The organism is Spirochaeta lutea, assembly GCF_000758165.1.
Lineage (GTDB): Bacteria > Spirochaetota > Spirochaetia > DSM-27196 > Salinispiraceae > Spirochaeta_D > Spirochaeta_D lutea.
The window spans coordinates 64824-76894 of the sequence record NZ_JNUP01000069.1 but is presented as its reverse complement, the minus strand read 5'-3'; the positions used below and the strand labels follow the sequence as shown (position 1 = coordinate 76894).

Below are 12071 nucleotides of genomic sequence, written 5' to 3'. Positions count from 1 at the left end.
GATTAAGCAACCTTTTTTCTGTAAATTTCTTTAAAAGCAGGGCGATCATTAGACTCGGGTAAGTACCGTTTTTCATTCTGCCATTGATCGTTCTGTTCGATCAGCATGGCCGCCGCAAGGCGAAGCAAACTATCGGCATTAGGGAATACGCCTACGACCTTTGTTCGCCTTTTTATTTCTTTCATTTGACGTTCAGCCAAATTTGAGGTTCGTAACTTCCTCCTGTGGTTTTCCGGGATATGAAATACGCTTAATCCCTCCCGGAGATTTTCATCAGCCCACTGGGCAAGACGGGGCTGGGTCTTCTCATACTTTTCTACCAGGCTCTGCAAGTACCTTTCGGCGTTCTGTTCATCTGGGGCATTGAAAACCTTGCGGATTTCCGCCGCTACCGCCGGGACATCGTCTTTCCTTGTCACGTAACCACGAGCATTTTGCTGCAAGTGAAATTGACACCGTTGCCACAAGATTCCAGGAAACACAGCATCGATAGCTGCTCGAAGACCCGCATGGTCATCACTGGTAATCATGGTCAGACCATGGAGCCCTCTACGAACCAGGCCTTCTAGAAACGATCGCCAATTTACCTCCGCTTCGCTATTGGCTACTTCTGTGCCCAAAATCTGACGTTTGCCTTCATAATCGACGCCTATGGCCATCAGTAGGGACTGTTTGACCACTTTCGAGCCTACACGCACTGATTCATATGTAGCGTCGAGCACGAGATACTGTATTTGTCCTACCGGCGAGGATCGCCAGGATGTTGCCTCTTCATCCAGCTCCTTCGCCAATCGACTTACCTGTGAGGAGCTCACCTCGGTGCCGCATAGGATTTCTACGATATCTGAAACCCGTCTAGTACTGACCCCTTTTACGTACATCTCGGCTATCGCAAGTTTTAAGGCTCGTTCACTCCGAATACCCTTTTCGATACAGCTGGGATAGAATTCCAGTCCGCGGACTTGAGGTATCTTGAGTAATACCTTCCCGGTAGCCAAAGCCAAGGTTTTGTTCTTAAACCCGTTGGCGTAGCCCATTCGATCTTCGGTCCGCTCATAGGGTTCGGCCTGAAGGGTTTTGGCTCGCTCAAGTTTCATTGCTTCGTTCACTACCTTTTCTATCACCTTAGAAAATTTACTGTCTTCCTTGGTGGCTAACATTTGGATCACTTGCTCTAAAAGTGTATACTCTGATTGGTAGGCCATCGGGCTCTCCTTATGGTTTGTTTCGTCACTTACCATTTGAGCCTGATCGGCCTGCTTTCTTCAACCTAATTTACAGAAAGAATTGTACACCAACGGTGGCCGTCAAAGCGCAGCAGTTCCGCCATGGCGTCCCGGCTGCGGGGGTCGTCGTCGACGGTAAGAATCCGCAGCGACTCGGTGCAGCTGCCGGGATTCAGTACCTGGGTATTGGGGCGGGCCGCCTTGGTTATGGGCAGGGCCAGGGTAACCCGGGTGCCCGATCCCGGGGTCGAATCCATCTCGATGCCCCCGCCGTGGCGCTGAACCACGCCGTACACCCCCGGCAGCCCCATGCCCGTGCCCCGTACCCCCTTGGTGGTGTAAAAGGGCTCCAGGCAATGCTCCAGCTGCTCATGGTTCATACCGATACCGGTGTCGATGACGTCAATGAAGACGGTGCTGCCCTGTCTTCTTGCGGCTAGGGTGATTTCACCGCCGGCGGGCATGGCATCCACCGCGTTAAAGATAAGGTTCATCAGGGCCTCACGGAGTTCCCCGGGAACGCCGCTGAACCCCGGCACGTCCCCGGCGATCCGGGTGGCAACCTCGATGTTCAGGCCGTGCTGATTCGGTCCGCTCTTCCATTTGGGCTTGGAAAGTTCCAGAACCTGGGAGAAGAGTTCGGCAATATCGATGGGCTCGGGTTCGGCTTTTTCCTCGGTGCGGTAGAAGGTCCGCAGCCGGGAGGTAACCCCCTGAATATCCTCCACCGCCCGGCGGATAGCCTGGGCATAGTTCACCGCCTTGGGGGGCAGCTCCAGGGCGGGGTTCACCAGCCCCTCGGCGTACAGGGAGATGGGTACCAGGGTATTGTTGATATCGTGGGCAATGCCGCTGGCAATCTGTCCCAGGGCCTCCAGACGCTGCTGCCGGGCGGTGAGGTCCTTGATCCGGTCCAGTTCGGTGTAGGATTCCTGCAGCTCCTCGTAGAGCTGGCGGTTTCGAGCCGCCACGGATATGTACTCCGTCAGGGTGCGAAGGAAGTCCCACTCCTCCTCTACAAAGGTGATCTCATGGGAATAGGCCAGGTACAGCACCATCTGGTAGCGCTTGGCCATGATGATGGGCATGCGAACCAGCCAGGAAATCTCGGCCCGGGACAGAATCTCTTTGAAGCGTTTCCATATCCGGGATGAATTCTCCAGGGTCGGTTCGCCAAGGAATAAAATCTCCCCGGATCGGTCCGGGCGGTTCTGTAAACTCTGGGGAAAGGCGCTCTGGGTAAAGCGCTGCCCCGGGGTAATGCCTAATTCCTGGGCAATGGGCCGTCCCACCTGGCTAATGCCCAGGACATCCACGTAATCCTCCGCCTCGTTTCCCATGAAGATGCACCCCAGGCGGAAGTCGAAGTTAGCCTCCAGGTAGGTGAAGGCCGTTGCCAGCATATCATCCAGGTTGAGCTGACCCACCGACTCCCGGGAGAACCGGTTGATGGTTTGAATCCACTTGGTCCGGATGGCGATCTCCAGCTGAATCTGCTTTTCCGCTGTAATGTCTGAAAAAATATACAGAACCTCATGGATCCCCGAATCGGCCCCGGGGCCCCGGGTTCGGCGCCCCCGGTACCATCCCCGGGCGATCTGAAACTCCGGCACCCTCCGTCCGGCTGCCCCATAGTCCCGCCCGGGAGCCTCAAGAATCTGCCCAAGCCCCGGCAGAATGCTGAAGATATTCCTCCCGATGATCCGGTCCCAGGGCAGATCCACCATAGCCCGGAAGGCGGTATTGGCCCGGCTAATGAGGCCCTGGACATCGGCAACGCAGATGCCGTCCTCCATGGCGTCGAAGGTTGCTCGCCACTGCCTTCCTGCCCGCTGAAGGGCCTGAACCACCCAGGGATCCTGGACATTCCGGTTATGTGCCCGGTTCAAAATGCTGCCCATGCTCAGGGCAAGCTGATCCTCGGCCAGAAGCAGAACCACTGCGGTAATGCCCAGATCCAGTAAGGTAGCATGCTCACCGGGAGAGACCGACTCGGCGGCAAGGATTATCGGGGTCCGGGGAAAGTCCGCTATAATCCAGCGGAGGGGCTCCAGGCCTCCCGGGGACCGTTCATCCTCGGAGGTTTCCCCCCGCCCCGTTATGATCAGATCGGGTTCCACCCTCCTGCCCTCGGCGAGGAACTCGGCCTTGCTTTGAGCGGTGGTAATGGAGCCCGAAAGCCCGGCCCGGTCCATTTGCCGGGCGACAATGTCGGTGAGGGTCTGATGGGGATCAAATACCAAGACGGCGCTAGGCTGCATATAATAAGAATAACCCGGAACGGGCGTGATTGCTTATGCCGTGCGCAAACGGTACAACCTTTTGCGCACTATAGAAGTAATTGAGGCATTCTTTGAGACGAGTGGAAACAGCTGTTGGGAATAAGATTGTGTTTCACAGGAAAAGATATTGATAAAAACATACCATATTTGGTATAATTCAGAATGTACGAAATACGATTGCTCGATCCCGCAAAGAAATTGATCGGATTTGATTTATATGAGCTTAGAATCAAGCAATCCTCAAATATTGTGCGGATGTTTTATTTTCAAGTAGCGGGGAAAATATATGTAATTACTTCTGGTTACGTTAAGAAAACTAACAAAACTAGCAGATTCGAAATTGAGCGAGCTGAAAAATTAAAACAAAATTTTCTAAAAGGAGATAAAAATGGATAGCACAAACTATGAAACTTATAAAAAGGACCTTCTTAAAAATGAAAGTGTTCGAATAGAATATGAGAAATTAGAAGAAGAGTTTATTCTGGCAAAGGAGGTCATGGAACTCAGAAAAGAAAAAAATCTCACACAGACGGAATTAGCAAAGGAAGTTGGAACATCGCAACCAGCAATCGCTCGTTTAGAATCGGGGAATTATAAGAATCTATCCTTGAAATTCCTAAGAAAGGTAGCTGAAGCATTGGGTGCGGTTCCTGAGGTGCATATAAAAAAGAAAGTAGGATGAGCCCAATTGCAAAACAGAGTTTTGATAGAATCTTGGATAAGCAATCCACCTATTGAGGACTGGGAGCAGAACGTCGAAGTGGGCCTAACTGTCAAGACAGGTTATACTGCAGATTTAAGAAAATTCCTTCCCACCGATAATACTACCCAGCCAACGGCAGGGGGTCTTCCAATACAAATGACTGGTGCATCATTTCTGGAGTTGCATAACCAAGTTCCTGGTGGAACCGTTAAGTGTTGTAAACTGGAAGTAGCGGTTCACTTCCCGCTGAAGCTCAGCTAAGGTTTCGAACGAGGTCAGGTAGATGTCCTCGTACTTTAATGATCGCCGCAGTCGCACTACTATATCTGGTGTAGTTTACAACCTTTTGCCCACAAAGAATCCCGTACTGGGCAGCCGGTTGTGGGATAAACAAGGAATACACCATTAACTCACATTCCGGGCGAATACCCCATCAGAGAGCTTTTACCCTTTCACCCTTTGAAAATACCGGATAGGCTACACCCATGCCCCTGGATTACTTCGACCTCCGTAACATGCGGAGACACCACCCGGCTTGGCGGCTCATGTCCGCAGACTCTGCCCCCCTGATCGCCGGTTTTTTGGACCTTGCCTTTCGGGATCAAAACCATAGAAGTATACCCGAGGCCGAACTAACCACCCGTTTGGAGGACTATCTCTACACCCTGCGGGACAACTATTCTGACCAAGACCCGGAGCAAGATCCGTTTCCCCGGAAAGCTGGTGAATACCTGGACGACTGGGCCCACATTGAAAAGGGATGGCTGCGGAAGTATTACCCTCCGGGCAGCGACGAAGCCCACTACGATCTTACGCCCGCCACCGAAACAGCCCTTCGTTGGCTTGACAGCCTCTTCGAGAGGGGGTTTGTGGGAACGGAGAGCCGGCTGCAAACCATAGTGCAGCTATTGCGGGAGATTTCCTCGGGGGTAGAGACCGACAAGGATAAACGTATCCGAGAACTTGAGGCGCAACGCCGGAGCCTGAAAGCGGAAATAGACTCCATAAAAAACGGAAGCCTGAGACTCATGGATGGTAGGGCGCTTCGGGAACGGTATTTCCAGGTTAACCGTATGGCAAGGGAGCTGTTAGGTGATTTCAGGGCGGTGGAGCACAACTTCCGTCAGCTAGACCGGGATGTCCGTCAGCAAATCGCAGCCTGGACCGGAGGGAAACACCAGATGCTCCAAACCATCTTCGGCGAACACGATGCCATTACCCAATCGGACCAAGGCCGGAGCTTCCGGTCCTTCTGGGACTTTCTCATGAGTCCAACAAGTCAGGATGAACTCACTGAACTATTAGATCGGTTGTATTCCCTAGAAGCCTTGGAGGATGAAACTCGTAACGATCCACGGCTCCGGCGTATACATTTCGACTGGATGGCTGCAGGCGAGCAGACCCAGCGGACCGTAGCCCGTCTCAGTCGCCAGTTGAGAAACTACCTGGACGATCGGGCCTACTACGAGAATCGGCGGATCATCGAGCTTCACGAGAACCTCGAGGCCCTGGCCCTTACGGTGCGGCATAGGATTCCACCGGGTGATTTTATGGAGCTGCCGGACAGTAAACCCGATGTTCGGCTTCCGTTGGAGCGACCTCTCTTTCAGCCCCCTGTATCTACGGATCTCACTACCCTAATTCAGAAAGCCGATTTAGAGCAGCTGGATTCCTCTGCGCTCTTTGATCAGATTGTAGTAGACAAGGCGCGGCTGCGCAGAACCATCAAGTCCGCCTTGGAGAGTGAATCACAAATAACCCTTGGGGTCATTATACACCGGCACCCCCTAACCGAAGGACTGGCAGAGTTGGTCGGATATCTCTCTGTGGCGGCAGAGGATGGTCGTGCTCATATAGATGAAGAGACTGTGGAGGAGGTTTCTTGGCAGGATCGGCAGGGTCGGCAGCGTACCGCCAAGATTCCCCTGGTACTATTTATCTAGTGCACATAAGGTTGCTTAGTGCGCAAAAGGTTGTAAACTACGCCAGATATAGCGGAGCAACCGAGAACTCTACTCATGGGTGGTGTCGTCGGGGTGGATAGTTACAACCTTTTGCGCACTATAAAAAGGGTGTACCATCCGGTATTGATGACCGAATGCCGGTAGAATAAGGAGTCTTGAAATGACGGAGCACAACAGCCTATCGCCCCTCCTCATATCCCTGTTCAAGGGGGTGCTGTACCGTGAAGACAACCAGACTCAGTGGCAAGAGCTGGTACGGCACCAGGGCAGAATACAGGATTATGTAAGCCTCCTAGGGCTCCAGGTAGTGGTAGACGAGCAGGCAGGGTATGGCTTCCTGCAAAACCGGGAAGATGACCAGGAAACCGAGAACCTGCCCCGGCTTATACCCCGGCGGCGGCTTTCCTATCCGGTAAGTCTGACTCTGGTGCTGCTGCGCCGGCGCTTGGCAGATCATGATTCCTCTACTGGAGAGGACCGGCTTATTTTGAGCACCGATGAGGTGGTGGAAATGCTGCGCACCTTTTTACCTGAGGGTAATACTGAAAGCCGTACCATTGACCGGATGTCCTCCATTCTATCAAAAATCGCAGACCTGGGATTCATTCGGTTTATAGACTCCGCAAAAACTAAACTGGAAATAAAGCGTATTCTTTCAGCGTTTGTGGATGCCCAGTGGATGAACCAGTTCGATGAACGGCTGCGGGAATACGCTGATCATGCCCTTGACCGGGAGGAGGAATGAGCTCGCTGTTAGATTTTACTGCCGATGATACCTTGGCCGGGTTCCGATTACACCGGGTCGAGGTATATAACTGGGGTACCTTTCATAACAAGGTCTGGACCCTTCCCCTATAAGGCAGGAACACCCTGCTGACCGGGGACATTGGGTCGGGAAAGTCCACCCTGGCGGATGCCATTACAACTCTTCTGGTGGCGCCAAACCGGATATCCTACAACAAGGCTGCAGGAGCCGAGCACCGGGAGCGCGATCTGCGGTCCTATGTCCTCGGGTACTACAAGTCCGAGCGCAGCGAGACCGGCTACGCTGCCAAGCCTGTAGCCCTGCGGGGGCGGAATAACTATTCAGTCATCCTAGGGGTGTTTTACAATCAGGGCTACGATCAAACCGTCGCCTTGGCCCAGGTTTTTCATCAAAGGGATTCCAATGGCCAACCAACCCGGTTCTATGTGGTTTCCGATCAGAGTCTATCCATTCAGGAACACTTTTCGGGATTCGGCAGCGACCTTTCCCAGCTGCGGAAGAACCTCCGGTCATTGGATCGTACTGAACCCATATTTGACAGCTTTACCGGATATGGAGCCGCCTTCCGGCGGCGCTTCGGTCTTCAGGGCGAACAGGCCATGGAACTCTTCCATCAGACGGTATCGATGAAGTCTGTGGGAAACCTCACCGCCTTTGTCCGTCAGCATATGCTGGAGGCCTTTGATGTGGGGCCGAGGATTGAGGCGCTGATAACTCATTTTGATGATTTGAATAGGGCGCATCAGGCAGTACTCCGTGCCAAGGATCAGATTGGCCGACTTCACCCTATGGTGGAGAAACTAGACAAACATACCGTTGCCGGACAGAACAGTGAGCAATGGCGAGGGCATCGGGAAGCCCTGGCTCTTTACTTTGCCGGCATCAAGAGGGACCTCCTATCCCAACGGATCGATCGGCTTACCCGGCAGACCCAAAAGGAGGAACTGAAACTCCAGGGGTTGAGTGAAGAACTGGATTTCAGCCGGGGTGAACGGGATTCGGTAAAACTGGCAATTTCTGAGAAGGGGGGCGACCGTTTAGCAGCCCTGGGGCAGGAAGAAGGGACCTTGGAGCAGGAAAAGCGCCGCCGGTTAGGCCGGGCGGAGGAATACGGGGGGCTTTGTAATCACCTTGAACTGCCGAAGGCCCAAAACCCCGAGGGCTTTCTGGAAAACCGTCACCAAGCCGATGTGATTCTTGCTGAACTGGACAACCAGGCGGCCAGTGTAGGTAACCGGATAACCGAACTGAGCGTGGACTTGACGGGGCATAGAACCACTCACGGGGAGCTGACCAGAGAAATAGCCTCGCTTCAGGGGCGCAAGAGCAACATTAATTCCCGGCAGATTGCCATCCGCAGACAGCTTTGTGAGGCTCTGGGACTCTCTGAGGACGAACTGCCCTTCGCCGGTGAGCTGATTATGGTACGCCAGGAATCCAGGCAGTGGGAGGGCGCTGCCGAGCGGCTTTTACATGGTTTCGCCCTATCCTTGCTGGTGCCTGATGGGGTGTATACCCAAGTAGCTGGGTGGGTGGATCAAACTCACCTGGGAGGCAAGCTTGTGTACTACCGGGTCATATCGGGGGTCGAGTCCGACCTCTCATCGGTCGATCCGGACTCCCTTATCAATCATCTGCAGGTTAAACAGGATAGTACCATGGCTGCTTGGGTTTCCTCCCAGCTGGAACAACGCTTTGATTATACCTGCTGCCACACCATGGAAGATCTTCGGCGGGCCAGCCGGGGTATTACTCGGGCTGGGCAGATAAAGGGCAACCAAAACCGCCACGAGAAGGACGACCGGCATGCCCTGGATGACCGGTCCCGATACGTCCTGGGTTGGCAGAATCAATCAAAAATCAAGACCCTCCAAGCCCAGGCTCAGAGCTTAGAAACCCGAATGCAGGAAATCGCCGCTGACATTGCCGGACTTCAGACAGAGAAACACCGCATTGAGGAACGAAGGTCGCAGGTTTACCAATTGAAGGGCGTTACTCAGTTCGATGATATTAACTGGCAGCCTATAGCCGCACGGCTGGAGCAGATCCGCCGGGAAATTCAGGCACTGGAGCAGGCCAGCAACATTTTACAGACCCTGCAAACCCAGCTGTCCCGCATTGAACAGATAATCCGCAGCCAAGAGAAGGCAGTGTATGATCACCGTGATGGGCTTGCCCGGCTGAGAGAGCGGTTAGAGGTAGCCCAGGAAATGTATCAGGAAACCTGCTCGGTTATCGGGGAGAATATCCAGACCCTGGAAGCCCTTAACAGGGAGCTTGATCCTCTCCGGACTCAGGCCCTGGGAGACCACACCCTGACTGTAGAAAGCTGTGACAACTATCAGAGCAAATTTCGGACGTGGATTCAGGCAAAGCTTGATGCGGAAGAGCAGCGCCTGAGAACCCTGGAGGTCCAGATAGCCAGTGCTATGCAGGATTTTCGCCGGGAATACCCCGCCGAAACCCGGGACCTGGACACCTCTCTGGAATCTGCTGGAGAATACCGAAGCATGTTGGAAAAACTGGAGCGTGATGATTTGCCGCGGTTTGAGAATCATTTTAAGGAGCTGTTGAACCAGAATGCCATCCGGGAGATTGCCAATTTTCAAGCCCAGTTGAAAAAGGAGACCCAGATTATCAGTGAACGGGTCGACCGGATAAACCAATCCATGGCAGCTATTGAGTTTAATAAGGACCGGTATATTCAGCTGGAAACCCAACCCAACGCTGATAATGAAATACGGCTTTTCCGCCAAGAACTCAAGAGCTGTATCGAAGGCAGCTTTACCGGTACTGGAGATGATCAGTATTCGGAGGAAAAATTCATCCAGGTAAAAGCAATCATAGACCGGTTCCGGGGCAGGGAGGGCAGCACCGACCTGGATCGCCGCTGGACCGAAAAGGTTACGGATGTACGGAATTGGTTTAGTTTTGCTGCTTCGGAACGGTGGATTCAGGACAACACCGAGTACGAACATTATACCGATTCGGGGGGTAAATCCGGCGGGCAAAAAGAAAAACTGGCCTACACGGTATTGGCTGCCAGCCTCGCCTACCAGTTCGGGCTGGAGTTCGGCGAAATCCGATCCCGAAGTTTTCGTTTTGTGATGATCGATGAGGCCTTCGGCCGAGGGTCGGATGAATCAGCAGATTACGGCCTGCGGCTGTTTCGGGAACTTAATTTGCAGCTTCTCATAATTACACCCCTGCAGAAGATCCATGTGATTGAACCCTATGTGTCCACTCTGGGTTTTGTTTACAATCAGGACGGCCGTGAATCCCAGCTCCGCAGCCTAACCATCCAGGAATACCGCCAGGAACTGGCGGAGCATCGGGGAGCCAAGCCATGACCATTCCATGGCCGGGCAAAGCGGAGCTCATCCAGCGTCTTCGAAAACAGTGGGATCAAGGCAGGTTTTTGCCCCTGGATTCGGCACCGACCCGGTTTCCCCTGGATGTACCCCTGGTTCGTCCCAGCTCTCGGGAGATGGTTGACCATTTTCCCGCACTCCAGGCCTGGATAGCCCAGCTCTCGGCTATGGAGAAACCCGGGAGTATTGAACTGACCTGGCAGACCATTAACCACCGTCAACTCGGCCGTAATACCATTCCCCGATCTCTCGTGTTTGCCGACATCACCGCCCTGGCCGGACTCTTGGGGGTTACCAAGGAGTTGCGCCGATTTTTGGACTTGTCAAAGAAGCTGGTAACCCAGGCTCCGGAGCTTGAGCCCTGGGTGTCCAGGGTCGGTCTGGGTGTATTACAGTGGGAGCCGGATATTGAGAGGCTGGTAACACTGTACCTATGGATAAAAGACCATCCGGATAATGGGTTGTTCCTCCGTGAACTGTCGCTGCCGGGCATCGATACGAAGTTTATTGAATCTCGCTGGTCCATCCTGGACAGCTGGCTTAGTACTTCCGGTGTTCCCGCCGATACAGCACCGCCCTATATGCGGGGTGTTCGCCGATTTATCCACCGCTACGGATTCCGCCAGCCTCCGGATCTGATTCGGTTTAGGATTCTAGATCAAACACTTCTATCCTGCACCGGGGGCTGGCAAGATCTTACCGTGCCCGCCCAGGAGTTTGCTGCCAGGCCCCTGCCGGTCTCCAGGGTATTTGTCTGCGAGAACGACATCTCTGCCCTGGCTTTTCCTGCTCTGCCTGGGTCGATAGTGGTATTCGGTCGGGGATACGATTTTACCGCCCTCTCCCAAGCCCAGTGGCTGGGTCAATGCCGGTTGCTCTACTGGGGAGATATTGATACCCATGGGTTTGCCATCTTAAACCAGTTCCGCCAGGCCTTTCCCCAGGCTGAATCCATGTTAATGGATCGCCAAACCCTGCTTCGCTGCGGAACCTCTTGGGGCAGGGAGGCAAAACAAACCAAGGCCGACCTCCCGAACCTAACCCCACCAGAGCGGGACCTCTACCGCGATCTGTGTACCAATGCCCTGGCTCCTCATCTGCGTCTGGAACAAGAGTATGTACCGTGGCGGCTTGTATGTGAGGCGCTGAAAGAAATGTAGTCCCTTCTAGGATGAACTTCTCAGATAACTCAGGTTTGGCACTCCATGGGGGCACAGCTTATTCATAATGGGGCACCTCTGGAAACCCAAGCATGTAGGCAGATTCTTCAGCAAGTCAGAAAAATCTTCGGTTTTTATCTGAGAGTTTCCTCTCAACATTCTCAAATTTGGGGATCTTACATCCCATAACTTTGTATCAGACTCTTTTATCTCACCGGTTGCCTGATAAGAAAGCAGAATCGTTGAATATGATAAACCAAATTCCCTAACCCAATTTCAAAATCAGCACGTTGTAATCCTATTCTCCTGATCAGTCTGAAATTTAGGGTGTACTTCTTATAGGCAAAGACATGCTCGACACGCGCCCGGGTTTTGGACCAGAGTTTGTTCTCAGCAGTTTGATCTTCGGTCACGGCCAATCCGCGTTTCCCTTTGTGCATAATTCTTGCCAACCCGGGGCCAGCTGCACGTATAACCGAGGTAGCTTTTGCCATGTTTTTTGGTCCAAGGCCTTCTCCTGTTCCAACTTCATGGCCAGATTCATGAAGGTACCGATTGTCTTTGTGATGCTGTCCTTGCCTCCCCCCTGGATGTCTTCA

The 12071-nt window shown here is 53.2% G+C and carries 11 protein-coding genes; 7 read left to right on the top strand and 4 right to left on the bottom strand.

Translation table 11 applies throughout. The features are described from left to right. Positions 1 to 2: 2 nt before the first annotated feature. Positions 3 to 1205, bottom strand: coding sequence for an IS256 family transposase (locus tag DC28_RS12570; RefSeq protein WP_037545877.1), 1203 nt, complete (start codon positions 1203 to 1205; stop codon positions 3 to 5). A gap of 65 nt (positions 1206 to 1270) precedes the next feature. Continuing rightward, a complete protein-coding gene (locus DC28_RS15835) occupies positions 1271 to 3487 on the bottom strand; it encodes an ATP-binding protein (RefSeq protein ID WP_052078871.1) in 2217 nt (738 codons plus the stop codon). A gap of 183 nt (positions 3488 to 3670) precedes the next feature. On the opposite strand from DC28_RS15835, the gene DC28_RS12560 reads away from it, so the two are divergent. The 7 genes from DC28_RS12560 to DC28_RS12535 all read left to right on the top strand — a co-directional run bounded on the left by DC28_RS12560 (position 3671) and on the right by DC28_RS12535 (position 11472). Then, the gene (locus tag DC28_RS12560) at positions 3671 to 3904 is read left to right on the top strand and encodes a type II toxin-antitoxin system RelE/ParE family toxin (protein WP_052078870.1); all 234 of its coding nucleotides are present in this window, start codon (positions 3671 to 3673) and stop codon (positions 3902 to 3904) included. Further along, complete coding sequence (locus tag DC28_RS12555; RefSeq protein WP_156104687.1) at positions 3897 to 4190, top strand: helix-turn-helix domain-containing protein; 294 nt, start codon at positions 3897 to 3899, stop codon at positions 4188 to 4190. Before DC28_RS12560 ends, DC28_RS12555 begins: the two co-directional genes overlap by 8 nt. Before the next feature lie 6 nt (positions 4191 to 4196). After that, a complete protein-coding gene (locus DC28_RS16475) occupies positions 4197 to 4472 on the top strand; it encodes a hypothetical protein (protein ID WP_156104686.1) in 276 nt (91 codons plus the stop codon). Between the two features lie 224 nt (positions 4473 to 4696). Continuing rightward, entirely contained in the window at positions 4697 to 6154 is a 1458-nt protein-coding gene (locus tag DC28_RS12550; protein WP_081942189.1) for a DUF3375 domain-containing protein, read from the top strand. 181 nt (positions 6155 to 6335) lie between these two features. Continuing rightward, positions 6336 to 6920 (top strand): DUF4194 domain-containing protein, encoded by a 585-nt coding sequence (locus DC28_RS12545; RefSeq protein ID WP_037549270.1) that lies wholly within the window; start codon positions 6336 to 6338, stop codon positions 6918 to 6920. 125 nt (positions 6921 to 7045) lie between these two features. After that, complete coding sequence (locus DC28_RS12540; protein ID WP_342585335.1) at positions 7046 to 10291, top strand: ATP-binding protein; 3246 nt, start codon at positions 7046 to 7048, stop codon at positions 10289 to 10291. Beyond that, positions 10288 to 11472 carry a Wadjet anti-phage system protein JetD domain-containing protein gene (locus tag DC28_RS12535; protein ID WP_037549268.1) on the top strand — a complete coding sequence of 395 codons (1185 nt, stop codon included), beginning with the start codon at positions 10288 to 10290 and terminating at the stop codon, positions 11470 to 11472. Before DC28_RS12540 ends, DC28_RS12535 begins: the two co-directional genes overlap by 4 nt. 206 nt (positions 11473 to 11678) lie before the next feature. Here the strand turns inward: DC28_RS12535 and DC28_RS16950 are convergent, their stop codons facing one another. Together DC28_RS16950 and DC28_RS16770 are read right to left on the bottom strand one after the other, a co-directional pair. Then, complete coding sequence (locus DC28_RS16950; protein ID WP_408020236.1) at positions 11679 to 11912, bottom strand: transposase; 234 nt, start codon at positions 11910 to 11912, stop codon at positions 11679 to 11681. After that, the coding region (locus DC28_RS16770) for a hypothetical protein (RefSeq protein WP_052078868.1) at positions 11882 to 12071 on the bottom strand (190 nt) is incomplete at its 5' end. The genes DC28_RS16770 and DC28_RS16950, both read right to left, overlap by 31 nt.

What these genes read in the sequence shown, in the direction of transcription:
- DC28_RS15835 (WP_052078871.1), bottom strand. Translation starts at nt 3,487, where the DNA reads ATGCAGCCTAGCGCCGTCTTGGTATTTGATCCCCATCAGACCCTCACC.
- DC28_RS12570 (WP_037545877.1), bottom strand. Translation starts at nt 1,205, where the DNA reads ATGGCCTACCAATCAGAGTATACACTTTTAGAGCAAGTGATCCAAATG.
- DC28_RS16950 (WP_408020236.1), bottom strand. Translation starts at nt 11,912, where the DNA reads ATGCACAAAGGGAAACGCGGATTGGCCGTGACCGAAGATCAAACTGCT.
- DC28_RS12545 (WP_037549270.1), top strand. Translation starts at nt 6,336, where the DNA reads ATGACGGAGCACAACAGCCTATCGCCCCTCCTCATATCCCTGTTCAAG.
- DC28_RS12535 (WP_037549268.1), top strand. Translation starts at nt 10,288, where the DNA reads ATGACCATTCCATGGCCGGGCAAAGCGGAGCTCATCCAGCGTCTTCGA.
- DC28_RS12555 (WP_156104687.1), top strand. Translation starts at nt 3,897, where the DNA reads ATGGATAGCACAAACTATGAAACTTATAAAAAGGACCTTCTTAAAAAT.
- DC28_RS12560 (WP_052078870.1), top strand. Translation starts at nt 3,671, where the DNA reads ATGTACGAAATACGATTGCTCGATCCCGCAAAGAAATTGATCGGATTT.
- DC28_RS12550 (WP_081942189.1), top strand. Translation starts at nt 4,697, where the DNA reads ATGCCCCTGGATTACTTCGACCTCCGTAACATGCGGAGACACCACCCG.